The following is a 25560-nucleotide window of genomic DNA, read 5'->3' on the forward strand; positions in this document are numbered from 1 at the left end:
CGATGCTCTACTCATGAGCCTCGACACGCGCACCACCCGAACCGGCCCAGTGCCCGCGCGCACCCGGCGCGGCGCGCCCCGCCACCCGGCTTACAAAAAGCGGATGCGCCTGGCCGACAGCCTGCAGATCCTCTGCGTCGCATCGGTCGCCATCGTCATCGCCATCTTTCTCGCCGACGGGGGAGCCGCCAAATTCTCCTCTCCGGCCGACGCGTTCACCTCCCTCGGAATTGTCGCCGGGCTGGTCGGAACCGACCTGCTGCTCCTGATGCTCGTGTTGGCCGCGCGGCTGCCCCCGATCGACCGCGCTTTCGGGCACGACCAAGCAATGGCCGTGCACCAGTCGCTCGGCAAGCCGGCCCTCTATCTCATCCTCGGCCATGCGGCCCTGCTCATCACCGGCTATGCGCTGGCCGAAAACGTGAACGTGTTCGTCGAAGTCTGGAACATGTTTACGACCCTGCCCGACATGCCGCTGGCCTTCCTTGGCCTCGCGCTCATGATCGGCGTTGTCATCACCTCGCTAATCGTCGTGCGCCGCAAGTTTCGCTACGAGGCCTGGCATGCCGTGCACCTGCTCGCCTACCTCTCGGTGCTGGTCGCCATCCCGCACCAGCTAAGCGTCGGCAACCTGCTCAGTGAGGGCACCATCGCCCGCTACTACTGGCTCGCCCTCTACGTGGCCGTTGCCGGCTCCATTATCGTGTTTCGGTTTCTGCTGCCGGTCACCCGGTCGCTGCGCCACCGCCTCGTGGTGGACCGGGTCGACGCCGTGGCTCCGGGCGTGGTCTCCATAACACTGACCGGGCGGCAGCTGGACAGACTCCGGGCGACCTCCGGGCAGTTCTTCGTCTGGCGGTTCTGGGCCCAGGGGCTCTGGTGGCAGGCGCACCCCTTTTCCCTGTCGTCAGCGCCGAGCGAGCGCGGACTGCGCATCACGGTTCGCGGTCTCGGCGATGCCTCGCAGCAGCTTCCCCAGCTGAAGCGCGGCACCCGGGTGAGCTTCGAAGGCCCGTACGGGCTCTTCACCGAGAACGCTCGCACGTCGCCCCGCGTCGTGCTGATCGCCGCCGGCATCGGCGTCGCCCCCATCCGCTCGCTGCTGGAAACGGTGTCGTTCGCGCCCGGCAACGCCACGGTGCTGCTGCGCTCCCACAGCGTCGGCGACACCTACCTGGTGGACGAGGTGACCGACCTGTGCCGGGCACGCGGAGCTGAACTGCGCATCATCGCCGGCAAACGTCCCAAGGGAGTGAACACCTGGCTGCCAGCGGATGCCGCCCGCGCCGGCATCACCCTGCGCAAGATCGTGCCCGAACTGCTCCACTCCGATATATACATCTGCGGTCCCCGCCCGTGGACCGACGCCGTTGTGCGCGACGCCCGCGCCGGCGGGGTCCCCAAGAAGCAGATCCACTACGAAAGGTTTGACTGGTGAGAGCACGCGCCGTAGCAGTGGCCGCACTGGCCTCCGTCTCGATCGTCGGAATCGGCTGGCAGCTCGGCTCGCAGGCCATTGACGCCTCGCAGAGCCTGACCGCGTCCACCGGTACGGGCGCCGCCACCGCTGCCAACGCCGCAACGGATGCAGCCGCACAGGCCCAAGCGACCGCCAAGGCGGCCGCCGACGCTGCGGCCACCGCCCAAGCCCAGGCCGACGCCGCCAACACCGCTGCCTCGGCGAAGGCAGCAGCGGATGCAGCGGCAGCAGCAACAGTCGCAGCCGACGCGGCCGCGACAGCCAATGCCGCCGCAGCGGCCGCCGCAGCCACCGCTGCGACCGCCTCGTCGCAATCGGGAACCTTCACCGGCTCGGTCGTCGCCACCCAGTTCGGCAACATGCAGGTGTCCGTGACGATCGCCAACGGGGCGATCACCGAGGTCACCCCGCTGCAGCTGACCAACCGTGGCGGCCGATCGGTTGCCATCAGCAACCAGGCCGCGCCGATCTTGCGTTCCGAGGTACTCGCTGCCCAGTCAGCGAGCGTGCAAAACGTGAGTGGCGCGACCTATACGACCGACGGCTACCTGCGGTCGCTGCAGTCGGCCCTCGATACGGCCGGGTTTTAGGGTGCCGACTGTGCACCGCAATTTCGAGCGGATGCCCGCGCTCACCTTCGCAACCATGGGCACGGTCGTGAGTATGCGACTCGGCGATTCCGCTGCCGACGCCGGAGCTGTTGACCTGGTCGAGACGGTCTTTCAGCGCTGGGATCAGCAATTCAGCCTCTACCGAGACGACTCGGAGTTGTCTCGGGTTGCGCGCGGGGACATCCGTTTGACCGACGCGAGTGAGAGGCTGCGAAGCTGTTACGCCGTCGCTCTGGACTGGCGGGATCGTACCCGGGGCGTGTTCACGCCGCATCGTGCGGATGGCGTGATCGACCTTTCCGGGGTGGTCAAGGCGCTCGCCATCGTCGAAGCCGGGGCTGCCCTGACCGCGAGCGGCGTCGCCGACTGGTCGATCAACGCGGGCGGTGACGTGCTGGTCAGCGGTCAGCCGGGCGATCGATTTGAGGTGTGGGAGTCCGCCGACAGTGCGATGCCGGCCGGGCATCGAGTGGCGGCGCCGGCCGCGGTGACCGAGCTCCCCGAATGGGTCGTGGCGATCGTCGATCCATTCGATCGTGGCGCGGTGATTGCGAGCGCGCCGCTACGGCATCCGCTTCGAGCTGTGGCCACCTCGGGAAGCGCCGAACGTGGCGAGCACATCTGGACGGCGCTGAACGGCGAGCCGTCCCCGTTTCGCCAAGTGAGCGTTTTTGCCGCCGATATCGTCACCGCCGACGTGCTCGCGACGGCGATCGTGGCCGGCGGCGAGGCGACGCTGAACGAGATGACCGAGCGCTTCGCCATCGATGTCCTCGCCGTATTGCGTGACGGCCAGTTACTCGCGACGCCGGGGCTGCGCCGGGCCGAATAGAAAGAGAATTCCCATGACGGACATCGTTATCATCGGCAGCGGCAACATGGCTCGCGGCATCGACACCCGTGCAGTGGCGGCCGGCCGCAGCGTGCAGATTCTCGGTCAGGACCTGCCCAAGGCGGTGGCGCTTGCTGCCGAGCTCGGGGCATCCGTGACCAGCGGTCCGGTCGACTTCGCTGCCGTCGATGGCGACATCGTTGTGCTCGCCGTTCCCTACGACGCGGCCCGCGCCCTCGTGACCGGCTATGGCGCGGCCCTCGCCGGCAAGACCGTGATCGACATCACCAACCCGGTCGACTTCACGACCTTCGACTCGCTCATCGTTGCCCCCGGAACGTCAGCGGCCGAAGAGCTCGCCAAGCTCGCCGCCCACGGCGTCAACATCGTCAAGGCGTTCAACACGACCTTCGCCGGCAAGCTCGTCACCGGATCAGTCGGCGGCCAGCAGCTCGATGTGTTCGTCGCGAGTGACTCCGACACGGCCAAAGCCGCCGTGGAGTCGTTCGTCACCGACGCCGGACTCCACCCGATCGATGTCGGACCGCTGCGTCGCGCCCGCGAGCTCGAGGGCTTCCTGCTGCTCATCATGACCCTGCAGGTCAACCCGGCACACGCCTCGTACAACTGGAACACTGGCCTCAAGGTGCTCGCCTAGGCAGTAGCAGCGAGGCGCAGGTTGGCTCGCTCGGCGCATGGTCACACGTAAGCCCGGGGAGCACACCTGCGCCCGGCACCGCCCGCCCGGGCCACCGGGCTGTTCGGCGCCTGCCTGCTCTTTGACGCAAATCGCCGCCGGCTAGAACCGTTGCGGTCGACAGACTAGGCGGGGGTGGGCATCCGCTGGCGAGAGACGCGCTGCACGAGCGCGCCGATGGCACGCCAGCCGAGCAGGAACACGCCGAGCACGATGGTCGTGACGATCGCGAAACTGAGCTGCACTCCCTGGCCGCTGGCCAGGCGCAGCAGCAGGCCGCCAGCCACGGTGGCGATCCAGATACCGAGGCCGGTCCAGACGATCGTGCGCGGGTGACGCCAGGCACGCAGCACCAGCCAGCCGATGATCAGGCTGCCGAGGAATGGCCAGTAGGTCACGCCGATGCCGGCCAGGCTTTCGCCGTGGCTGAGGCGGCCGATCGCAGCGAAGGCCAGCACGAGGACCGCGTCGAGAATGCCGGCGGTGCGGATTGATGATCGGGGAATGGGGCCAGCTCCGATGTGCAGTGATGCCATATTTTCAGCCTATCCACGCGATCAGGGCGTAACCCGGAGTTGCCTGTGAGCCGCAGCCGGCTTCAAGCAGCCGGCCTCAACCGCTCGACTAGACGCCGCCGCCGATCAGCGCGCCGATGACGTAGGTGACTGCGAGGGCGAGAATGCCGCCGATAACAATGCGAGCGATGGCGCGCGGCTTGGGGCTGTTGCCGAGGTGGGCGCTGAGCCAGCCGGTGATGACGAGGGCCACCAGCACGGCGAAGAAGGTAGCGCCGATGCGCCACTCGGCCGGGGGTAGCAGCACGGCGAGCAGGGGGAGCGCTGCGCCGACGGTGAATGCGATAGCGGATGCGTAGGCCGCGTGCCAGGGATTCGACACGTCCTGCTCGGTGATGTGCAGCTCAACTTCGAGGTGCGCCGCGAGGGCGTCATGCTTGGTGAGCTCGATTGCCACCTGTTGGGCGGTCTGGCTGGAGAGGCCCTTGGCCTCGTAGAATCCGGCCAGTTCGGCGAGTTCCTCTTCGGGCTCGTTCTCGAGTTCCCAGGTTTCTTTGGCGATGAGGGCGCGTTCGGAGTCGCGCTGGCTGCTCACCGACACATACTCGCCGAGGGCCATCGAAATCGCGCCAGCGAGAAGGCTCGCGACACCGGCGATGAGAATCACATTGGAATCGGTGGTCGCGGCGGCGACTCCGACGACGAGGGCGGCGACGGAGACGATGCCGTCATTCGCGCCCAGAACACCGGCGCGCAGCCAGTTCAGCCGGGAGGCGAGCCCGGCGGCGTGCGGTTCCACCGCTTGAGCAAGATCAGTCATAGCACTAGATAAGCACTCGGTGGCGGCGTCGTCCAGCAAGGTGTGGCTAGCCTTCGCACTGGCATTTTGTGGCGGCACAGCGCCGTTTCGGGCACCCATTGTGTGCGCTGTGACGTTCAATTCACGCGATAGAGTTTCCAAGGGCCAGTATGTCTTGATGTCGAGCTAATTTGCGGCTGGACTGCTGTTACCAACAACCTCATATATCTTCACCGGCGGTGTGATCGCCAAGACGCGGATTGGAAGAGCAGCGTGGATCTTTACGAGTACCAAGCGAGAGACCTCTTTGAGGAATATGGTGTGCCGGTTCTGCCGGGCATCATCGCGGACACCCCCGCCGAAGTACGTGCAGCGGCCGAGAAGCTCGGTGGCGTTGTCGTAGTCAAGGCACAGGTCAAGGTTGGCGGCCGCGGCAAGGCCGGCGGCGTCAAGGTAGCCAAGACTCCGGATGACGCCGAGGCCGCTGGTCGCGACATCCTGGGCCTCGACATCAAGGGCCACACCGTTCACCGCGTCATGGTGGCGGGAGGCGCCCGCATCAAGCAGGAGTTCTACTTCTCCGTGCTGCTGGACCGGTCCAACCGCTCCTACCTGTCGCTCGCCAGCTACGAGGGTGGTGTGGAGATCGAAGTTCTCGCTGTCGAGAAGCCCGAAGCGCTCGCCTATACGGCCGTCGACCCGATGGTCGGCATCGACCTGGCTGTCGCCAAGCAGATCGCGATCGACGCCAAGTTCCCGGCCGAGCTCGTCGACAAGGTCGCCCCGGTCTTCGTCAAGCTCTATGACGTGTTCAAGGGTGAAGACGCGACCCTGGTCGAGGTCAACCCGCTCGTCCTCACCGAAGAGGGCGACATCATCGCGCTCGACGGCAAGGTCACGATCGACGAGAACGCCGACTTCCGTCACCCCAAGCACGCCCTCCTCGAGGACGCCGCCGCGGCTGACCCGCTTGAAGCCAAGGCCAAGGCTGCCGGCCTCAACTACGTGAAGCTTGACGGTGAAGTCGGCATCATCGGCAACGGCGCTGGACTCGTCATGAGTACCCTCGACGTCGTCGCCTACGCCGGCGAGAACTTCGGCAGCGTCAAGCCGGCCAACTTCCTCGACATCGGGGGCGGAGCATCCGCTGAGGTCATGGCCGCCGGCCTCGACGTCATCCTTGGTGACCCGCAGGTCAAGAGCGTGTTCGTCAACGTCTTCGGAGGCATCACCGCGTGTGACGCCGTCGCCAAGGGCATCGTGGGCGCGCTCGCCGAGCTCGGTTCGAGCGCCAACAAGCCGCTCGTGGTACGCCTCGACGGCAACAACGTCCAGGAGGGTCGTCGCATCCTCGCCGAGGCGAACCACCCGCTCGTAACACTGGCCGCCACCATGGACGAGGGCGCCGCCAAGGCTGCCGAACTCGCCCACGCAGCGAAGTAAGGGACAACCAAGCATGTCAATCTTCCTCAACAAAGACTCCAAGGTCATCGTTCAGGGCATCACCGGAGGTGAGGGCACCAAGCACACCGCCCTCATGCTCAAGGCCGGTACCCAGGTCGTCGGTGGCGTCAACGCCCGCAAGGCCGGCACCACTGTCGTGCACGGAGACGTCGAACTGCCCGTCTTCGGCACGGTCGCCGAGGCCGTCGCCAAGACCGGCGCCGACGTGTCGATCATCTTCGTTCCTCCGGTATTCACCAAGGACGCCGTCATCGAAGCGATCGACGCCGAGATTCCGCTGCTCGTCATCATCACCGAGGGTGTTCCGGTGCAGGACTCGGCCGAGTTCTGGGCCTACGCCATCAAAAAGGGCAACAAGACCCGCATCATCGGTCCGAACTGCCCCGGCATCATCACGCCCGGTGAAGCACTCGTCGGCATCACACCGGCCAACATCACCGTCAAGGGCCCGGTCGGACTCGTCTCCAAGTCGGGCACCCTGACCTACCAGATGATGTACGAACTGCGCGACCTGGGCTTCTCGACCGCGATCGGCATCGGTGGCGACCCCATCATCGGGACCACGCACATCGATGCACTGGAAGCCTTCGAGAACGACCCGGAGACGCTCGCCATCGTCATGATCGGCGAAATTGGCGGCGACGCTGAAGAGAAGGCCGCCGAGTACATCAAGGCACACGTCACGAAGCCGGTCATCGGCTACGTGGCCGGTTTCACCGCCCCCGAGGGTAAGACCATGGGCCACGCCGGCGCCATCGTCTCAGACGGAGCCGGAACCGCCCAGGGCAAGAAGGAGGCCCTCGAGGCCGCTGGAGTCAAGGTCGGCAAGACGCCGAGCGAGGCTGCGACCCTGCTGCGCGAGGCACTCGCCGCACTGTAATTCGCTCGCCGGAAGGGGCTCGCCGAAACGTCGGCGGGCCCTTTTTTTGCGCGCGTGGCGTTCCAATCTGCGGATATTTCAGCGGATGACCGAGGCGGGCCGCGTGACGACGCTGCGGTCCGCGCGCGCCCGAGCCGCGACGGCAGAATATCCGCCGTTATGAACGGAGGCCGGGGCAAAAGCTCAGCGTGGGCGCGTGCTGGTGAGCATAGTCGGCCGGGCGATATAGGCTCGCAACGGATGAACCGCATAACGACAGCCCTGCTCGCCGCTCTCGAGGCTCTACTTGTTGTCGCCATTGGCATCGGCATTGCCATGGTGCCGCTCACCGTACTCTGGGCCGCCCATTTCGGCCTGTCGGTGGAATGGTTCGTGTTCTGGCGGGCGGCCGCCGATATCTGGCTGCTCGGCAACGGCGTCGACCTCACGGTGCAGCTCGGCCCCGATGTGGCCGCAGCCCTCGGCCTGGCCGGAGCCGACACTCCCTTCCTCATCTCGGTCGTGCCGCTTGGTTTCGCCATGCTGAGCGTGCTCATGGGCGTGCACACCGGTCGGCGAGCGGCCGAAACCCCGCACCGCTGGACCGGCGTCGGCGTGGCCGTCGGCACGTATGCCATTCTGGCCGCGCTCGTGACCCTGTCCGCCGTGTCGAAAACGGTTGCACCCAACCAACTGCAGGGGCTTCTGCTGCCGACGCTCGTCTATGCCGCCGGAGTTCTGGTGGGGGCCGAACTGGGGCGGCGCAAGACTGCGGGGGTCGTGGAAGGTCTGGACCGCGTGAGCCGCGGCATCCGTTCGTGGTACCAGCGCATGCCGCAAACCACTCGCACCGTCATCGAGGGCGCCCTGCGCGGCGGAACTGCGGCCGCCGCCGGCGTGCTCATCGTGTCGGCCGTGGCCGTGACCGTGCTCATCGCCCTCAACTACGCCACCATCATCGGGCTCTACGAGGCGGTGCAGGCCGGCGTTTTCGGCGGTGCCACCATCACGCTGGCCCAGCTCGCCCTCATTCCCAACCTCGTGATCTGGGCCGCCGCCTGGTTCGTCGGTCCCGGCATCGCGCTCGGCGTCGGCACCACCGTCTCGCCGATCGGCACAGTGGTTGGCACCCTCCCCGGCCTGCCGCTGTTCGGTGCGCTGCCGCAGGGCACCCCGGCCTACGGCTTTCTCGGGCTGCTAGTGCCCGTGCTCCTGGGCTTTATCCTCGCCGTCGTGACCCGGCAATTTCTTGACCGTCGGGGAGCGCCAGAGCGCACCATCCTCGAGCACATGCTCACCGGACTCGGCATGGGCGTTGTCGGTGGGGCGCTCCTCGGTCTGCTGGCCTGGTGGTCGGCGGGCGCCATAGGCCCCGGTCGCCTCACCCTGGTCGGGCCAAATCCGCTGCTCGTCGGCGCCCTCGCGGCAGCCGAAATCGGCGTTGCAGCGGCCCTCGGTATGCTGGCCGGCCGTGTTCGGCTCCCCTCGGTGCGTGCCGCCAAACGGTAAGCTCAAGACCGTGCTGTCTATTGTCGTCTTGATTTCCGGCGGAGGATCCAATCTGCGAGCCCTGCTGGAGGCGTCAGAAGACGCCGAGTTTCCCGCCAGAGTCGTGGCCATCGGCGCCGACCGTGACGCCGACGGCCTCGAACTCGGTGTCGAATTCGGTATCCCGGCCTTCTCCGTTCCCTTCTCGTCGTTTCCCGACCGCGCCGCCTGGGGCGACGAACTTCTCTCGCAAATTCAGCAATGGCAGCCCGACCTGGTCGTGCTCAGCGGCATGATGCGCCTGATGCCGCCGCGCGTGGTCGCCGCGCTGTCGCCGAACCTGATCAACACCCATCCGGCTTACCTTCCCGAATTTCCGGGCGCACACGCCGTGCGTGACGCCCTCGCTGCCGGGGCCGTACAGACCGGTGCGAGCATCATCGTGGTCGACAACGGTGTCGACGAGGGCCCCATCCTGGTACAGGAACGCGTCGACGTGCTGCCCGGCGATACCGAAACTTCCCTGCAGAATCGCATCAAGATCGTCGAACGTCGCCTGCTCATCCAGGCCGTCCTCGACATCGCCAACGGACACATGAACCTCAAGGAGAACTCCAACGCATGAGTGGACACACCAACGCGCCCAGCTCGTACCGTAACCGGGACCAGATCGTGATCGAGCGCGCACTCATCTCCGTGAGCGACAAGACCGGCCTGCTCGAGCTCGCCGCAGCCCTGAACGCGGATGGCGTCGAAATCGTCTCCACCGGTTCGACTGCGGCCACCATCCGCGCCGCCGGCTACGACGTAACCGACGTCGCGGCGGTCACCGGCTTTCCGGAGTCCCTCGACGGCCGGGTCAAGACCCTGCACCCCGGCGTGCACGCCGGTATCCTCGCCGATCTGCGGCTCGAAACGCACGAAGCTCAGCTCACAGAGCTCGGCATCAAGGCGTTCCAGCTCGTCGTCGTCAACCTGTACCCCTTCGTCGAGACCGTCGAGAGCGGGGCAGAGCCGGCCGATGTGATCGAACAGATCGACATCGGCGGGCCGGCGTTGGTGCGGGCATCCGCTAAAAACCACGCGAACGTGGCCATCGTCGTCGACCCGGCCAACTACGGCGAGATCATCTCAGCCGTCGCCGCAGGCGGCTCGACGCTGAAACTGCGCCAGAAGCTCGCCTCGCTCGCCTTCGAACACACCGCCGACTACGACCTGAGCGTCTCGGCCTGGTTCACCGAGAACGTCTACGACCAGTGGCAGGACGACACCGAGGCGCTCGGCGAAGACGTCACGTTCTCGACCATCGATGACGACGACGAAGAGGAATCCACCTTCCCCGCGGGCCTCGGCATCGAGGTCACCCGCGACGCCATCCTGCGCTACGGCGAGAACTCGCACCAGGCTGCGGCGCTCTACGTCGGCGAAGGCGGCCGGGGCATCGCCCAGGCCAGGCAGCTGCACGGCAAGGAAATGTCGTACAACAACTACGTCGACGCGGATGCCGCGGTGCGCGCCGCCTTCGACTTCAGTGAGCCGGCCGTCGCCATCGTCAAGCACGCCAACCCGTGCGGCATCGCCATCGCCAAGCCCAACGCACCGGATGCCATCGCCTCCGCGCACCTGCGCGCCCACGCCTGCGACCCGATCTCGGCGTTCGGCGGCGTGATCGCCGCGAACCGCGTCGTCACGCTCGGCATGGCCGAAACCATCAGCGAGATCTTCACCGAGGTGCTCGTCGCCCCCGGTTTCGAGCCGGCCGCGGTGGAACTGCTCACCAAGAAGAAGAACATTCGCCTGCTCGAACTGCCGGCTGACTACGAGCGTTCCTCGCTCGAACTGCACCAGATCACCGGCGGCCTGCTCGTGCAGGAGACCGACAGCTTCGAAGGCTTCAGCTCGGACGGCTGGACCCTGGTAGCCGGCCCCGAAGTGGATGCCGCCACCCGCGCCGACCTCGAATTCGCCTGGAAGTCGTGCCGTTCCGTGAAGTCGAACGCGATTCTGCTGGCTCACGCCGGGGCATCCGTTGGAGTGGGAATGGGACAGGTCAACCGGGTTGACTCCTGTCATCTCGCTGTCAGCCGGGCCGGCGAACGTGCCGAAGGATCGGTCGCCGCATCGGACGCGTTCTTCCCCTTCGCAGACGGGCTCGAAGTCCTGCTCGAGGCCGGCATCGCGGCCGTCGTACAGCCCGGGGGATCGGTGCGCGACCCCGAGGTCATCGCCGCGGCCGCCGCCGCTGGTGTCTCGATGTACTTCACCGGAGAGCGCCACTTCTTCCACTAGGTTCACACGCCGAAAAGCACCCCCGATGTTGGATAGGGGTGCTTTTTGCGTACCCACTCCGGTTATCCTGTTCGAGGCGGTGCCACACACCGGCGCCGCCGCACTCGGCTCACAAGGCCCGACACAACGGAGTTTCCATGACCCTCACGCACCCAGCCGCACTCGACTCCCTCGCGCAGACAACGTTGTCCCACGAGAAAGTACTGATCACGACCGGGGAACGCTCCGGATTGTTGATCACGGTGGCCGTTCATTCCACCCGCCTCGGCCAGGCCCTCGGCGGCGCCCGCCTCTGGCAGTACGCGAGCTGGACCGACGCAGTCGCCGACGCCCTGCGGCTCTCCGCCGCCATGACCCTCAAGAACGCGGCCGCCGGCCTGAACCTCGGCGGCGGCAAATCCGTAATCTACCTGCCGCTCGGAACCGTGCTCACCGACGCCCAGAAGCGCCTGGCCATGCTCGACCTCGGCGACGCCATCGAAAGCCTGAACGGTGCCTATATGACCGCCGAAGACGTGGGAACGAGCGCTGAACTCATGGCCATCGTCGCCGAACGCACGAGCCACGTGTGCGGACTGCCCGCCGCGAGCGGCGGAGTCGGCGAACCAGCGGATGCCACCGCGGCCGGCGTGTATGCGAGCATCGAATCCACTCTGGAAGCCCTGTTCGGCAGCCGCGAGGTGCGGGGCCGCCACCTGGTGATCTCCGGCCTGGGGCAGGTCGGCGGACGCCTCGCCCGCGCACTCGCCGCGGCCGGCGCCACCCTCACCGTCACCGACATCAACCCCGACAAGCGCGCCCTCGCTGACGAGCTCGGCGCCAGCTGGGTGTCCGTCGCCGACGCCCACCGGGTACACGCCGACCTGTTCGTGCCGTGCGGCCTCGGCGGTGTGCTGAGCGCATCCGTCATCGCGGAGCTGAACGTGCTCGGAGTCTGCGGCGCCGCCAACAACCAGCTTGCGGCACCGGCTGGGGCTGCCCAGCTGGACGCGAGGGGCATCCTCTGGGCACCGGATTTCGTCGTCAACGCCGGCGGCGTGGTCTACCTCGCCATGGCGAGCGAACCGAACGCTGACCTCGCGCAGATTACCGCGCGCGTCGCGGGCATCGGCTCCGTGCTGACCCAGATTTTCTCGGATGCCCGCGCGAGCGAGATCACGACCCTCGCGGCCGCCGAGCTTCTCGCTGCGACCCGCCTCGACGCCGCCCGGTAGCCCGGGTCGTGGCCTCGTGGCCTCGTGGCCTCGTGGCCTCGTGGCCTCGTGGCCTCGTGGTTTCGGTGGTTCGGTCAGATCATGCCCGTTCCGGGCGCAGCGACGGGCGGGGGGGGGGGGGGCTGGCCCTACTCGCGCAGGTCGGCCGGGATAGTCGGAACGACGCGGGAGGCCGCACGGCGCTCCTGGAGAGTCGTGCGTGCGGCCTTGCCCAGTTCGGTGAGGATGGGGATTCCGGAGAGCAAGATGATGCCGATGATGAAGAACTCGGAATACTTCTCGACGAAGGCGATCTGACCGAGGAAGAACCCGACCAGGGTGAGTCCGACTCCCCAGGCGAAGGCGCCAATGGCGTTGTAGGTCACGAAGCTGCGGTAGCGCATCTTGCCGACGCCGGCGGCAACGGGCACGAAGGCCCGAAAGATCGGCAGAAAACGGGCCAAAATGATGGATTTACCGCCGTGCTTGGCGAAGAAGGCGTTGGTGCGTTCGACGTTCTTCGGGTTGAAGAAGCGGTTCTTCTCCCGCGAGAACACCGCGGGGCCGGCTTTTCGGCCGATGACGTAGGCGAGCTGGTCACCCGCGAAAGCGGCCATGAAGACTACCAGGCAGGTCACCCAGATCGGCAGCGGAACCACACCGGTCGCGGTGAGCAGGCCAACGGTGAACAACAGGGAATCACCCGGCAGGAATGACAAAACGATGAAACCGGTCTCGATGAACACGACAGCGGCGACGCCCAGTAGCACGAACGATCCAAAGGAGTGGATCAGCCACTCAGAGTCGAGAAAATCGATTCCGAACAGGGTGGGCAGCATGAAGAATCCTTCCAACGGGCGAGCGCGCGGGGCATGGCCATGCCGAGAGGAGGCGCAGAACCCAGACTACGTGACCTCTGGCTGAGAAATGCCGAGTGGTCGTTTCGCCCGGCGGATGCTCCCCCCTCAGAAAATACTTGCGTTCTGCCCCCGTTTCGCCATATTCTGAAAGGCTGCCTGATCCGGGGGCATGTGAGACACATTCTTGAGGCGCCCAGGAGGCAGACATGACAAAGACAGCACCGATCACGCTCGCAGCGATTGCGACCGACGGCGCACACTTTGGCGTCTCCGCTGGGTCCGCCGCCGCCGTGCGTTTCGTCGGCTAGCCGCGCCTCACCCCCGTCACAACGAGCCCGTTCAGCCCGGCAGTTCGCTGCCTGCGCGTTCTGTACGCGCGCATCCACCGCTCGATACCGAGTATCGCCGACCGCCAGCGCCGTACTGCGCGAGCGTCTCGGATCGCGACCACGCGGTCTGGTGACCACAAACATCCGCTTCACGCGCACCCCGCACCACAATCAGGACTGGACCATGACCACCACTGCACCACCGGCACCGCCGCCTCCCACCAACGACGCGGCCGCGCGCAGAAACACCTTTCGCAGCCTGCAACGGCTCTACCCCTATGCCAAACCGGCGCTGCCACGCATCTACCTCGGCATGGTTGCCGCGCTGCTGGCCGGTCTGGTGGCCCTGGCCATCCCTCAGGTACTGGCCTGGCTGGTCGACGGCCCGCTCAGCAACGTCGGCTCCGGCGACAGCGCCTCACAGATCTGGCCGGCCGTGTGGATCGTGTTCGCCCTTGGCGTGGTCGAGGCGATCATGATCGCCCTGCGCCGCTGGTTCGTGCTCACTCCCGGCACCCACATCGAGGCGCGCATGCGCAATCACCTCTACGCCCGGCTGCAGGACCTTCCGGTGAGCTTCCACGACCGCTGGCCGAGCGGCCAGCTGCTCTCGCGCGCCGTGAGCGACCTCAACCTGATTCGCCGCTGGGTGTCGTTCGGGCTCGTGCTGCTCGTCGTCAACTTTCTCACCATCGTCGTCGGCGTCGTCATCCTGCTGTGGATGCACTGGCTGCTTGGCGTGATCTTCGTGGTCTGCTCGATTCCAATCTGGATCTACGGCTACGTCTTCGAGGAGAAGTACTCGGTGATCGCCCGGCGCAGCCAGGACCAGGCTGGTGACCTCGCGACCGCCGTCGAGGAGTCGGTGCACGGCATTCGCGTGCTCAAGGCCTTCGGACGCGGGTCGTTTGCGCTCAAGAACTTCTCCTCACAGGCGGAAAGCCTGCGCGGCACCGAGATCGAGAAGGCCCGCGCCATTGCCGGCATCTGGCTCTGGCTGCTGCTCGTTCCCGATGTTGCGTTCGCGCTCTGCCTCGTGGTCGGCGTCTGGCTCACCAGCCAGGGCGCCCTGAGCGGCGGCGAGCTGTTGGCGTTCTTCGCCACGGCCACGGTGCTGCGGTTTCCGGTGGAATCGATCGGGTTTCTGCTGTCGATGACCTTCGACGCGCGCACCGCGACCGACCGGTTCTTCGACATTCTCGACACCCCGAACGAGATCACCGACCCCGCTGACCCGGCAACCCTGGCCGCACCGCTCGGCCGTCTCGCGTTCGACAACGTGCACTTTCGCTACCCGGACTCGCCGGAGCGTTTTCCCGACCTGCTCGACGGCATCGACCTCGTGCTCGAACCGGGGGAGACCATGGCGCTGGTCGGACTCACCGGCTCGGGCAAGAGCACGTTGACGGCCCTGACCACCCGACTGTACGACGTGACCGCCGGTTCGGTCACGCTCGACGGTGTCGACGTGCGCGCGCTCAGCCGTGAGGAGCTGCGCCGCCACTTGGCGATGGCCTTCGAGGACGCCACGCTGTTCTCCGCTTCCGTTCGCGACAACGTGCTGCTCGGGCGCGCTGAACTTGCCGAGAACAGCCCCGAAGCGGACGCCGCGCTCGCGCAGGCCCTGCAGATCGCCCAGGCCGGCTTTGTGCACGACCTGCCGCTCGGCGTCGACACCCTCGTCGGCGAGGAGGGCATGAGCCTGTCCGGCGGGCAACGGCAGCGCCTCGCCCTGGCGCGCGCCGTCGCGGCGCGGCCATCCGTTTTGATTTTGGATGATCCGCTGTCGGCGCTTGATGTGAACACCGAATCGCTCGTGGAGAACGCGCTGCGCGAGGTGCTCGTCGACACAACTGCCCTCATCGTGGCGCACCGCCCGTCGACGGTCATGCTCGCCGACCGGGTGGCGCTGCTCGAAGACGGTCGCATCACGGCGGTCGGTACGCACTCCGAACTGCTTCGCACCAGCCCGCACTACACCTTCGTCATCTCCAGTCTGGAAGACGAAGAACGAAGAGAATCGATCCGAGCGGAGGAAGTACTGTGAGCGTCACCGCCAATTCAAGCGTTGAAGGAGTAAGCGGCGAGGAACGCCACGACTTCACCAAGGCCGAAAGCAAGCAGATTCGGGCCCGTTCGCTGCGGCTGCTCGGTTCGCTGCTGCTGCCGGTGCGCGGCAAGGTGGTGCTGGCCATGCTCGTGGTGGTCGTCTCGACCGCCGCGCAGGTGGCCGGCCCGGCCCTGATCGCCTTCGGCATCGACCGCGGATTACCGGCGCTGCTGAAGCAGGACTGGATGCCGCTGGCCGCGACCGGCGGGATCTACCTGGTTGCCGGGGTGCTCGGCGCGCTGCTGATCGCCTGGTACACCGTTCTGAGCGCCCGGGTGAGCCAGGCCGTGCTGATCGACCTGCGCAAGCGCGTGTTTTTGCACACCCAGAAGCTGAGCCTCGAATTTCACGAGTCGTACACCTCTGGACGCATCATCTCGCGCCAGACCAGCGACCTCGATGCCATTCGGGAGCTGCTCGACTCGGGGATCAACCAGCTGGTGCAGGGCATCCTGTATATGTCGTTCACCGCGATCGCCCTGGTGCTGCTCGACGGCACGAGCGGCCTCGTACTGCTGTGTGCCTTGTTGCCGCTGGTCATTCTCACCCGCTGGTTCCAGGTGCGCTCGCAGAGCCTGTTCCGGCAGTCGCGGGTCGCGTCGGCGAGCCTGATCGTGCGCTTCGTCGAAACCATGACCGGCATCCGCGCCGTCAAGGCGTTTCGCACCGAGAAGCACAACGAGACGGTGTTCGGCAAGCTCGTCGAGAGCTACCGGCTGGTCAACGCCCGCGTGATCCAACTGTTCGGAGTCTTCGACCCTGGACTGGTTCTCATCGGCAACGTCACGGTCGCCGCCGTGCTCCTGGTCGGTGGTTTTCGGGTGGCTGACGGCCAGCTCGCCATCGGCGCACTGCTTGCGACGCTTCTCTACACCCGCCGGTTCTTCGATCCGATGGAGGAGATGGCCATGTTCTACAACTCCTACCAGTCGGCCGCCGCGGCGCTCGAGAAGATCTCGGGCGTGCTCGAGGAACGACCCGGCGTGCCCGACCCGGTCGCCCCCGTGGACTTGTGGGAGGCACGCGGACGCGTGCGCTTCGAGAACGTGCAGTTCGCCTACCAGGCGGATCGCGAGATTCTGCCGCACTTCGACCTCGACATTCCGGCCGGGCAGACCATCGCCCTGGTCGGGTCGACCGGCGCCGGAAAGTCCACCCTCGCCAAGCTCATGAGTCGGTTCTACGACCCGACGGATGGCCGCGTGCGGCTCGACGACGTCGACCTGCGCGACCTGCACCCCAAAGACCTGCGCCGCGCGATCGTCATGGTCACCCAGGAGGCGTACCTGTTCAGCGGCTCGGTCGCCGAGAACATCGCGATCGGCAAACCGGATGCCTCGGCGCAGGAGATACGCGCCGCCGCTGCTGCCGTCGGTGCGCACGACTTCATCGAGAGCCTGCCGAACGGGTATGACACGGACGTGAACAAGCGCGGTGGGCGGGTGTCGGCCGGTCAGCGCCAGCTGATCTCGTTTGCGCGTGCCTTTCTCGCCAACCCGGCGGTACTCATCCTCGATGAGGCGACGTCGTCGCTCGACATTCCGAGTGAACGGCTGGTGCAGGAGGCGCTGCAGACGTTGCTGGCCGATCGAACTGCCGTGATCATCGCGCACCGCCTGTCGACGGTTGCGATCGCCGACCGGGTGCTCGTGATGGAACACGGGCACATCGTGGAAGACGGCACCCCGAACGACCTCATCTCGGGAACCGGCCGCTTCGCGACCATGCACGCCGCCTGGCGCGACTCTCTGGTGTAGTCGCGCGGGTCTTGCGCCAGTGCGCGCGAGTTGCGCCTCCCCCGTAGTGGCGCAAGTCCCGCGCGACGGGTGGATCGAGGCCGCCGACACTAATCGGGCAGGGCGCCGCGGGGCTCGGTGGTGTCAGGGCCGAGGGGGGCGGTCCCGCCCGGGGGGAGCGGGACGGGCGCAGGCTCCTTGAGTTCGACGAAAATGGTGTGCGTGGCCGTATCGCCGATGTTGGACCCGGAATGCTCTTGGGCGGAAAGCCAGCGCGCGACGCCCTCCGGCAGGTCGACGTCGACGGAACGGCCGCCGCTGGACAGACGCCGCTGGAAGGCGGTCAGGGTGAACATGACGCTGTCGGGGTGCCGATGCGGCACGGTCTCGTCGCCGGGCCGGTCGAGGTACTCGAGCACCCGCACCCGCTCGTTCTCGAAAATCACCCGGTAGAACTGGGGGTTGGTGACGACCGGATCGCTCTGCATGCCAGCACGGTAGCACCGCGCCGCCTGCCTGCACAGGAGGTGGCGCCGGCTTGGCCGCACGGCCCAGGCATCCTCGCCAGCGGCCTGCGCTGACGGTCGGGCCCGGCGATCGACCGAGGCATCCGCTCGACGAAACGGGTCTTTCGTCACTAGTGTGATCGCCAGAGGTGCGGGAGGCTAGTAGCGCAACTTTGGTCCATCGGCATGCACCGCACGAGAAAGGCTGCCAGACGATGAGCAGTTTCACGCCCTCCCCGCAGACCCCACCAGCGGCAACCCCGCCGACCTCCCCACCGCGGGCGCGGTCAGGGGCCAGGCCCGGACCGATCATCATGCTGATTCTCGGCACCGTGCTGGGTCTGGTCGGCGCCGGCATGCTCTCGGGGGGTACGACGCTCGCCGTCGTCACCGCCGCGCAGGGGGATGACGGCTACTTCACCACGCAGGCCGAGACCTTCACTGTTGATTCCTCGGCGATCACCTCGCCGAACCTGGACGTTGGCAAGGACCTCGGAATACCGACCGGCGTCGGGTTCGACATTGCCACGCTGCGCCTTGAGGCGAGCAATGTGGCGACCGACCAGGACGTCTTCATCGGCATCGCGCCGCGCGCCGACGTCGATACCTACCTCGCCGACGTGAACCACAGCGAGCTGCGTGAGGTCCGGACGTCTCCGTTCCGGGTCGACTATCGGAACGTTCCCGGCACCGAGACGGCGGCCGCTCCCACGGACCAAGCCTTCTGGACCGAATCGGCCACTGGCGCCGGCACCCAGGAAATCATCTGGAAGCCCGCCGCCGGCGACTGGTCCGTCGTCGTGATGAACGCTGACGGCAGCCCCAAAGTCGCGGTCAACCTCTCCGCTGGCGTGCACACCGATCTGCTCGGACCGATCGCTGTGGGACTCCTGGTCGGGGGCGGCATCCTCTTTCTGATCGGTGTGCTCCTCGTTGTGGCCGGCGCCATCGGCCTCGGTCGACAGCTCACACCGAAGCCGCGTGAGCCCGGGGGCGCGGGCACGGTGCCGCAGCCGCCCGCTTTTGGTCGAGTGGATGCGACCGGCCCGATCACCCCGCCGCTGGGCACGCCACCGGCATCCGTTTCGATTGCCGGCGACCCGGTGAAGCCGGTGTATCCGACCATGCTGACGGGCCACCTCGACCCCGTGCTCTCGCGCGGGCTCTGGCTGATCAAATGGCTGCTGGCCATTCCGCACTTCGTACTGCTTGCCGGCCTGTGGTTCGCGTTCCTGGTCACGACGGTCGTGGCTGCGTTCGCCATTCTGTTCACCGGCCGGTACCCGCGCTCCATCTTCCACTTCAACGTGGGCGTGCTGCGCTGGAGCTGGCGGGTGTCGTTCTACGCCTATTCGGCGCTCGGCACCGACCGGTACCCGCCGTTCACTCTCGCCCGTACCGACTACCCAGCCGACTTCGACGTGGAATATCCCGAGCGCCTCTCGCGCGGCCTCGTGCTGGTGAAGAGCTGGCTGCTGGCCATTCCGCACCTCGTGCTTCTCACGGTGCTCGTGGGAGGCAGGTCAACCTGGGCCTACCCGTGGCGCGGAGACGGCGGAACCGGCGTTGGCGGAACCGACGGGGTGTCGCTGCTCGGCGTACTCGTCGTCGTGGCCGGAGTCATTTTGCTGTTCACCGGCCGGTACCAGCGGCCGCTGTTCAATTTCATCATGGGCGTCAACCGCTGGGTATTCCGGGTCATCACCTACACGGCCCTGCTGCGCGATGAGTACCCGCCGTTCCGGTTGGACCAGGGCCCGACGGAGCCTGCCCCTGGAGTGGACCGCTAAAACGATCTGCGGCGGGAACCCCAAACCGGCCGACTGATCGACCTCGTGTCGATCGGGCCGGGCTACTTGTCCGAACCGGCGGTGAGGCCGCCCACGATGTACTTCTGCAGGTAGAGGAACAGCGCCATCACCGGCAGGGCGGCGAGTACAGCGCCGGCCGAGAAGGCGCTCCAGTCTGCATAGTTCGGGTTGGACACGAGCTTGTACAGGCCCACGGCGAGGGTCTGTTTCTCCGGGTCGATCAGCAGCACGCTGGCGACTACGAAATCATTGGTCGTCGCGATAAAAGACAGCAGCCCGACAACAGCCAGAATCGGTGCGACGAGCCGCAAAATAATCGTGAAGAAGATGCGTGCGTGGCTGGCGCCGTCGATCTTCGCCGCCTCGTCGATCGACGAGGGGATCGTGTTGAAGAAGCCGTACATGAGATAGGTGTTCACACCCAGGGCGCCGCCCAGGTAGACCATGATCAATCCGATTTGCGTGTTCAGCCCGATCGCCGGGAACAGGTCACCGATCGTGCTCATCACCAGGAAGATCGCGACGACGGCGAGCAACTGCGGAAACATCTGCACGAGCACCAGGGTGAGCAATCCCGCTCGCCGCCCGGTGAAACGCATGCGCGAAAAGGAATATGCCGCAAGGGCACCGAGAAACACTGTGAGAATCGACGTGGTACCGGCGATCAAAATGGTGTTGCCGAACCACTGGGCGAACGGCGCATCCGGCGAATTGAGAATGCGGGCGTAGGCCTCAAAGCCGACGCGCGAGAACAACTCATTGGAACCGGTTAGCGTTCCCTGCGGATTGAGAGAGGCGGACAACACGTACAGCAATGGAAAGGCCGAGAAGATGACCATCACGATGCCGACCAGATGCCGCCAGCCGGTGCGCGAAAACCAGCGCTTGAACGTGAACGGACGCTTGAGCGGGATCACCCTGGTGGTTTCGTCGGTGGAGGTCATCGGTTCAGCTCCTCGAGTGCCTTGGTCTTGCGGAACGCGATCACCGAAATGACCGCCACCAGAACAAAAATGATGATGGAGAACGCGCTCGCGAGCCCGTAGTCCCTGGCCTGCCCGGTGAACGCAACCTTGTACACCATCGAGATCAGGATGTCCGTTGCCCCGACATTCACGTCGGCGGCGGCATCGCGCGGCCCGCCTCCCGTGAGCATGTAGATGAGATTGAAATTATTGAAATTGAACGCAAACGATGCGATCAAAAGCGGCGCGACCGACACCAGCAGCAGCGGCAGTTTGATCAGTCGGAATACCGCCCAGGGCCTGGCCCCGTCGACCGTTGCAGCCTCCTCGAGCTCGGCCGGGATCGACTGCAACGCGCCGGTGCAGACCAGGAACATGTACGGGAAGCCGAGCCACAAGTTCACCACCAGAATGCTGATCTTGGCCAGCCATTCATTGGTCAGCCAGGGAATCTGCGCACCGCCGAGGAGTACCTGGTTCACGAAGCCGAAGCTCTCGCTGAGCATGCCGGCCCAGACCAGGGCGGAGAGGAACGCGGGAAAGGCGTACGGCAAAATCATGGCGACGCGGTAGAACTTGCGGCCCTTCATGCGCATGTCGTTGAACACGATCGCCAGGAAAAGCCCGAGAAAGAATGTCGTCGCGACCGACAGCGCGGCGAACGTGATGGTCCACAGTGTCACGCTGATCAACGGGGTGCGGATGCCTTCCTCGGTGAACGCACGGGCGAAGTTGTCGAATCCCACGTTGATGCGCCAGCCCGGCAGCATTTCTTCGCCGGTGGTGGAGACGAACGCGCCGTCACCCGTGTCGGAGAAGACGGTGCCGGTTTGGGCATCCGTCATCGTGTCGGCTTGCTCATCGTAGACGAGGGAGGACAGATAAAGGTAGGCACTGCTGCCGTCGTTGGTGCGCAGAGCGCCGTCGTTCGGGTCGTTGGAGAACGGCACCGTGAGGGCGGTGATCTCAGCCGTGCGCGACAGGATGTTCTGGAAGCTGAGGGTGGTGTAGCCGTCGAGCCCCACGGCCTCACCACCGGTGATGGTGGCATCGTTCACGGGCGCCAACGGGCTGTCGGCGGAGCCGAGGCTCACGTCCCCATTAGGGTCGGTCACCAGAAAACTCAGCGTGCCGAACTGGTCGAGCACCGTGACCGCATAGCTGGGCGAATCGGGCACACGTTCCTGCGCGCTGCTCATGAGCGCCGAGATGGCCTGCGCCTTGTCACTGTTGTGACCGGTGCTGTAGTTGGTGAAGCCGATATAGGCGGTGTAGCCCACGACGAAGATCTGGAACACGACCAGGAAGATGACGCCGGGGGTGAGGTATTTGGCCGGCAGCTTGCCGGGGGTGAAGTAGATCCAGTTCACTACGAGGGTGACCAGGGCGACGAGCGCGAAAATAAGCCACTGCTGCTGCAGGAACAGGATGAACAGTCCGTAGAGTGCGACGGCGTCGACGATGCCGAGCAGCGCCATCTTGACCAGGATGGCTTTCAGGCCGCCGGAGGCCGCCTCGGCGACCACGGCCGCGCGATGCTGCCGCTTCGACGGTTTGGTCGTGCTGACGTCGGTGTCATCGGTGCGCATGGTTCAGCTTTCGTCAGGTTCAACTCTCGTGCGGGGTGTGGTCGCGCGGGCGACCACACCCCGCGGCGGTGCGGTATAGCGGTTCTGCGGCGGTGCCGGTCAGCCGATGGCGCCCTGCACGTCGGCGGCCAGCTTCTGCCACGTCGCAGTGGGGTCTTCGCCGTTGATGATGGCGGCCTGCGCGATGCCCCAGAACTGCCAGACCTGGCCCATGGCCGGGATGGCGGGCATCGGCACGGCCTCGGCGCCGACCGCGGCGAAGCCGGCCACGAGGGGATCAGTCGACGCTGCCTCAGCGGATGCCTTGAGTGCCGGAAGGACTTCGCCTGACTCGAACAGGGCGGTCTGGACGTCTTCAGTGGCCATATAGTTCACCAGGAAGTCGTTCGCGGCGACCTTGTTCTCGCTTTGCTCGCTGATGAAGAAGCCCTTCACCCCGGCGAAGGGAGCTGCGGCGCCGGTCGACGGCGCGGCGATCGGGTCTACCGCGAGGTTGATTCCCGCGTCGAGGGCGGCGCCGACGTTCCACGGGCCGGTCAGCCAGAAGGCGGCGTCGCCGGACGTGAAGGCGGTCTTGGCGATGTCACCGGTAATCTCGGTGTTGAACATGCCGGTGCCGGTCTTGCCCTGGCTGGAGAGCCAGGCGGCAAAGGCTTCGCCTCCGGCATTGCCGATCTCAAGCTGGGCGGCGTCATAGCCGCCGGTTGCGTCGGTGCCGAACACCGGAGCACCGAACGACGTCTGGTAGGGGTAGAGGTGGTACGGGTTACCGTCGACACCCTGCTCGACCAGGAACGGGTAGGTCACGCCGGCTGCGGTGCCCTTGGCGATCATGTCGTCGTAGGAGGTAGCCGCCTCGGGAACGAGGTCGGCGTTGCGCAGAAGGGCGAGGTTTTCGACGGCGTACGGCAGTTCGTAGACCTGGCCCTCGTAGGTAGACGCTGTGATGGCGACATCGAGAAAGTCGTCGGCCTTGTCGCCGAGTTCGATCGGGCTGATGACACCGTTGGTGACGAGCTCGCCGAGCCAGTCGTGGGCGCCCATGGTGATGTCCGGTCCCTTGCCGGTGGGGACCTGCTGGATGAAGTCATCCTTGAGGGTGGCGTTGTCTTTGGAGACAAGGTCGACTTCGACTCCGGTCTTTTCGGTGTAGGCAGCCGCGGCCGGTTTCAGGGCGTCGACGCGTTCGGCGTCGATCCAGACCGTCAGCGTGCTCGCCGAAGCGGAGTCGCCGGTGGTGTCGTCGGACGACGCGGGCGAGCATCCGGCCAGCGCGAGGGTTGCAACGCCCAGGAGGGCGCCGAGGCGGAGCAGGTTCTTGGTGTTCACCGTCATTGGTGTGGAGCCTTTCGCAAGATTGTGCCTGCGGCGATGCAGGCGGGCTGATTCCGACCCGGTTTGCAAGCGATTGCAGCCAAGGTCTTGATCGAGGTTAGTCCGGATGCGCCCCCCTTGGGTCACAGAACTGCAACGAGTTGTCGAGAATGCGAATTTTGTACCGATCATCCTGCAAACGCTTGCAGGTTTCGGAAATTGTGTAGCATATCGAATACGCCGCCACCGGGGGCGGCACGACGAGGGGCATCATGGTTGGAATCGCGGACGTCGCCCGTCACGCCGGGGTCTCGACGGCGACGGTGTCACGCGCTCTCAGCGGCGGACGCAACGTGTCGCCGGTCACTCGCCTGCGAGTGGAGGCATCCGCTGCCCAGCTCGGTTACGTCGTATCGTCGACAGCGTCGAGCCTCGCCTCCGGTCGCATGAAGAACATCGGTGTGGTCGTACCGTTTTTGAACCGGTGGTTTTTCGCGAGCGTCGTCGAGGGTGCTCAGCAAGCCCTGCAACGCCACGGCTACGACCTCACCCTCTATAACCTCACGGGCGGGCTCGAGGCCCGCCGCAGCGTCTTCGAACACTTCCTGCTGCGTCAACGAGTAGATGCCGTCATCGCCGTGTCGCTGGAACTGAGCGAGCACGAGGTGGCCCGTCTGCACGCCCTAGACAAACCGCTCGTGGGGGTCGGCGGCCCGCTGGCTGGCGTGCCAACCCTCACCGTGGACGACCTCGCCGTGGCACGACTGGCGACGGAACACCTGATCGCTCTCGGCCACACCCGAATTGCCCATATTGGCGGGGACAAGGCCTTCGACCTGGACTTCAACCTGCCGACAAACCGGCGCTTCGGCTACGAAGCGGCGCTCGCGGCGGCCGGGATCGAAGCGCGCCGGGAGGACTACCGCCCGGCCGACTTCACCACGGCGGGCGGATACCAGGCTGCCAAGCAACTGCTTGGGCGGCCGCACGAACGCCCAACCGCCATTTTCGCCGCCTCCGACGAAATGGCCATCGGCAGTCTGCTCGCCGCCCGTGACCTCGGACTCGTTGTGCCCCGCGACGTGTCGGTGATCGGGGTTGACGACCACGAACAGGCGGCCTTCTTCGGGCTCAGCACGGTCGCGCAGTTTCCCCGGCAGCAGGGCGAGAAAGCCGTTGAGGTGCTCATGGAGGAACTCCGACCGCACCCAGAGTTGCGCACCGGTCTCAATATCAATATGCCGTTCGAGCTCGTGGTGCGGGGCAGTACGGCGCGGCCGCCGGAGTAGTCCGGGTCGCGAGCAGGTTACGCGAGCAGGTTACGCGGGCGGTGACCAGCGGGCGGCGGCGTAGTCGACGCGATACGCGGCATCCGTTTTCGTCGTCACGAGCGGCGTGTTCTCGGCGTGGTAGTGCGCCAGCGCTTGGGCCTCGTGCCCGATCGGCGGATGCCCGCCCGCGCGAATCACCCGCCACCACGCCACATCAGAGCCGTAACGAGCCATAACTTGCCCGACGGCGCGGGCCGCGCGGGAGCCGAGCTGCGCGGCCACTCCGCCGTAGGTCATCACGCGGCCAGGCGGTATGGAATCGACTACGCCGAGCACCCGGGACACGAAGTCGTCGGGCTCAGGCGTGCTTATCTGAGGCTCGACGCGGCTCAGAGCTTCAGCGAGCCGATGACTTCGCCGTACTGGGTCTCACCGACGTCGACGAAGCCCAGGCGGTGGAAGAAGGCCTCCGGGCCGTCGGCGCCGGGCTCCCAAATGACGTTGACGTGGTCGAAGCCACGGTCGCGGGCTTCAGCGGCGAGTGCCTCCGCGGCGAACTTGCCGACGCCCTGGCCCTGCGTTTCCGCGTTGACATTGATGCGCCAGATGCAGGCGCGAAACTCTTCGTGCTCGGAATTCGGGTCGAAGTTCCCGTGGATGAAACCAGCGACAACGCCGTCGAGAAGCACCACGCGCTGCCACGATGTGGCCGGATTGATCACCGAGGCTGCAACCGAATACGAGACCGGCGCAATGAATTGTTCCTGCCCAGGCTTGAGACTCAGGTTGTTGGCCGCGACGATGTTTCGTGCGGATAATTCTTCCAGCTTCAGCTCACCCAT

Annotated in this window: 23 protein-coding genes; 14 read left to right on the plus strand and 9 right to left on the minus strand. The window is 66.1% G+C overall.

What is annotated here, in order from left to right:
- Positions 1 to 13: 13 nt before the first annotated feature.
- The 4 genes from QMF22_RS01350 to QMF22_RS01365 are packed head-to-tail and all read left to right on the plus strand — an operon-like array spanning position 14 to position 3581.
- Positions 14 to 1438 (plus strand): ferredoxin reductase family protein, encoded by a 1425-nt coding sequence (locus tag QMF22_RS01350; protein ID WP_283449593.1) that lies wholly within the window; start codon positions 14 to 16, stop codon positions 1436 to 1438.
- On the plus strand, positions 1435 to 2070 hold the full coding sequence (locus QMF22_RS01355; protein ID WP_283449595.1) for an FMN-binding protein: 636 nt from the start codon (positions 1435 to 1437) through the stop codon (positions 2068 to 2070). Before QMF22_RS01350 ends, QMF22_RS01355 begins: the two co-directional genes overlap by 4 nt.
- Before the next feature lie 10 nt (positions 2071 to 2080).
- Positions 2081 to 2923, plus strand: coding sequence for an FAD:protein FMN transferase (locus QMF22_RS01360; protein WP_349357062.1), 843 nt, complete (start codon positions 2081 to 2083; stop codon positions 2921 to 2923).
- A 13-nt stretch (positions 2924 to 2936) separates the two neighbouring features.
- Positions 2937 to 3581: an NADPH-dependent F420 reductase gene (locus QMF22_RS01365; RefSeq protein ID WP_283449597.1), complete on the plus strand. Its 645-nt coding sequence runs from the start codon at positions 2937 to 2939 to the stop codon at positions 3579 to 3581.
- A 164-nt stretch (positions 3582 to 3745) separates the two neighbouring features.
- Here QMF22_RS01365 and QMF22_RS01370 read toward each other — a convergent pair whose 3' ends face one another.
- Positions 3746 to 4156 (minus strand): DUF3054 domain-containing protein, encoded by a 411-nt coding sequence (locus QMF22_RS01370; RefSeq protein WP_283449599.1) that lies wholly within the window; start codon positions 4154 to 4156, stop codon positions 3746 to 3748.
- An 88-nt stretch (positions 4157 to 4244) separates the two neighbouring features.
- The gene (locus QMF22_RS01375) at positions 4245 to 4955 is read right to left on the minus strand and encodes a VIT1/CCC1 transporter family protein (protein WP_283449601.1); all 711 of its coding nucleotides are present in this window, start codon (positions 4953 to 4955) and stop codon (positions 4245 to 4247) included.
- 252 nt (positions 4956 to 5207) lie between these two features.
- Here QMF22_RS01375 and sucC point away from each other — a divergent pair, with 252 nt between their 5' ends.
- The 6 genes from sucC to QMF22_RS01405 all read left to right on the plus strand — a co-directional run bounded on the left by sucC (position 5208) and on the right by QMF22_RS01405 (position 12248).
- Complete coding sequence (gene sucC, locus QMF22_RS01380; RefSeq protein ID WP_283449603.1) at positions 5208 to 6377, plus strand: ADP-forming succinate--CoA ligase subunit beta; 1170 nt, start codon at positions 5208 to 5210, stop codon at positions 6375 to 6377.
- A gap of 13 nt (positions 6378 to 6390) precedes the next feature.
- Positions 6391 to 7278, plus strand: coding sequence for a succinate--CoA ligase subunit alpha (gene sucD / locus QMF22_RS01385; protein ID WP_283449605.1), 888 nt, complete (start codon positions 6391 to 6393; stop codon positions 7276 to 7278).
- Between the two features lie 240 nt (positions 7279 to 7518).
- Positions 7519 to 8766, plus strand: a complete 1248-nt coding sequence (locus tag QMF22_RS01390; protein ID WP_283449607.1) for a cell division protein PerM — start codon at positions 7519 to 7521, stop codon at positions 8764 to 8766.
- A gap of 10 nt (positions 8767 to 8776) precedes the next feature.
- Positions 8777 to 9370 (plus strand): phosphoribosylglycinamide formyltransferase, encoded by a 594-nt coding sequence (gene purN / locus QMF22_RS01395; RefSeq protein WP_283450722.1) that lies wholly within the window; start codon positions 8777 to 8779, stop codon positions 9368 to 9370.
- Positions 9367 to 11034 carry a bifunctional phosphoribosylaminoimidazolecarboxamide formyltransferase/IMP cyclohydrolase gene (purH, locus tag QMF22_RS01400; RefSeq protein WP_283449609.1) on the plus strand — a complete coding sequence of 556 codons (1668 nt, stop codon included), beginning with the start codon at positions 9367 to 9369 and terminating at the stop codon, positions 11032 to 11034. Before purN ends, purH begins: the two co-directional genes overlap by 4 nt.
- A gap of 137 nt (positions 11035 to 11171) precedes the next feature.
- Positions 11172 to 12248, plus strand: coding sequence for a Glu/Leu/Phe/Val dehydrogenase dimerization domain-containing protein (locus QMF22_RS01405; RefSeq protein WP_283449612.1), 1077 nt, complete (start codon positions 11172 to 11174; stop codon positions 12246 to 12248).
- Between the two features lie 128 nt (positions 12249 to 12376).
- Here the strand turns inward: QMF22_RS01405 and QMF22_RS01410 are convergent, their stop codons facing one another.
- Positions 12377 to 13066, minus strand: coding sequence for a DedA family protein (locus tag QMF22_RS01410; RefSeq protein ID WP_283449614.1), 690 nt, complete (start codon positions 13064 to 13066; stop codon positions 12377 to 12379).
- A 534-nt stretch (positions 13067 to 13600) separates the two neighbouring features.
- On the opposite strand from QMF22_RS01410, the gene QMF22_RS01415 reads away from it, so the two are divergent.
- Together QMF22_RS01415 and QMF22_RS01420 are read left to right on the plus strand one after the other, a co-directional pair.
- Positions 13601 to 15463 carry an ABC transporter ATP-binding protein gene (locus QMF22_RS01415; protein WP_283449616.1) on the plus strand — a complete coding sequence of 621 codons (1863 nt, stop codon included), beginning with the start codon at positions 13601 to 13603 and terminating at the stop codon, positions 15461 to 15463.
- Complete coding sequence (locus QMF22_RS01420; RefSeq protein ID WP_283449618.1) at positions 15460 to 17283, plus strand: ABC transporter ATP-binding protein; 1824 nt, start codon at positions 15460 to 15462, stop codon at positions 17281 to 17283. Before QMF22_RS01415 ends, QMF22_RS01420 begins: the two co-directional genes overlap by 4 nt.
- Positions 17284 to 17372: 89 nt before the next feature.
- Here QMF22_RS01420 and QMF22_RS01425 read toward each other — a convergent pair whose 3' ends face one another.
- Complete coding sequence (locus QMF22_RS01425; protein WP_283449620.1) at positions 17373 to 17900, minus strand: cupin domain-containing protein; 528 nt, start codon at positions 17898 to 17900, stop codon at positions 17373 to 17375.
- 83 nt (positions 17901 to 17983) lie between these two features.
- Here QMF22_RS01425 and QMF22_RS01430 point away from each other — a divergent pair, with 83 nt between their 5' ends.
- Positions 17984 to 19558, plus strand: coding sequence for a DUF4389 domain-containing protein (locus QMF22_RS01430; RefSeq protein ID WP_283449621.1), 1575 nt, complete (start codon positions 17984 to 17986; stop codon positions 19556 to 19558).
- 62 nt (positions 19559 to 19620) lie between these two features.
- On the opposite strand, the gene QMF22_RS01435 is transcribed toward QMF22_RS01430, so the two are convergent.
- The 3 genes from QMF22_RS01435 to QMF22_RS01445 form a co-directional block, all read right to left on the minus strand.
- Positions 19621 to 20523, minus strand: coding sequence for a sugar ABC transporter permease (locus QMF22_RS01435; RefSeq protein WP_283449624.1), 903 nt, complete (start codon positions 20521 to 20523; stop codon positions 19621 to 19623).
- Complete coding sequence (locus tag QMF22_RS01440; protein WP_283449625.1) at positions 20520 to 22133, minus strand: ABC transporter permease subunit; 1614 nt, start codon at positions 22131 to 22133, stop codon at positions 20520 to 20522. Before QMF22_RS01440 ends, QMF22_RS01435 begins: the two co-directional genes overlap by 4 nt.
- Positions 22134 to 22232: 99 nt before the next feature.
- Positions 22233 to 23468 (minus strand): sugar ABC transporter substrate-binding protein, encoded by a 1236-nt coding sequence (locus tag QMF22_RS01445; protein WP_283449627.1) that lies wholly within the window; start codon positions 23466 to 23468, stop codon positions 22233 to 22235.
- Between the two features lie 251 nt (positions 23469 to 23719).
- On the opposite strand from QMF22_RS01445, the gene QMF22_RS01450 reads away from it, so the two are divergent.
- Positions 23720 to 24736, plus strand: a complete 1017-nt coding sequence (locus QMF22_RS01450; RefSeq protein WP_283449628.1) for a LacI family DNA-binding transcriptional regulator — start codon at positions 23720 to 23722, stop codon at positions 24734 to 24736.
- 30 nt (positions 24737 to 24766) lie between these two features.
- Here QMF22_RS01450 and QMF22_RS01455 read toward each other — a convergent pair whose 3' ends face one another.
- Both QMF22_RS01455 and QMF22_RS01460 read right to left on the minus strand, forming a co-directional pair.
- Positions 24767 to 25063: an MGMT family protein gene (locus QMF22_RS01455; RefSeq protein WP_349357063.1), complete on the minus strand. Its 297-nt coding sequence runs from the start codon at positions 25061 to 25063 to the stop codon at positions 24767 to 24769.
- A gap of 44 nt (positions 25064 to 25107) precedes the next feature.
- Positions 25108 to 25560: a GNAT family N-acetyltransferase gene (locus tag QMF22_RS01460; protein ID WP_092339295.1), complete on the minus strand. Its 453-nt coding sequence runs from the start codon at positions 25558 to 25560 to the stop codon at positions 25108 to 25110.

Origin of the sequence: Cryobacterium sp. PH31-L1 (assembly GCF_030063145.1) — a bacterium.
GTDB lineage: Bacteria > Actinomycetota > Actinomycetes > Actinomycetales > Microbacteriaceae > Cryobacterium.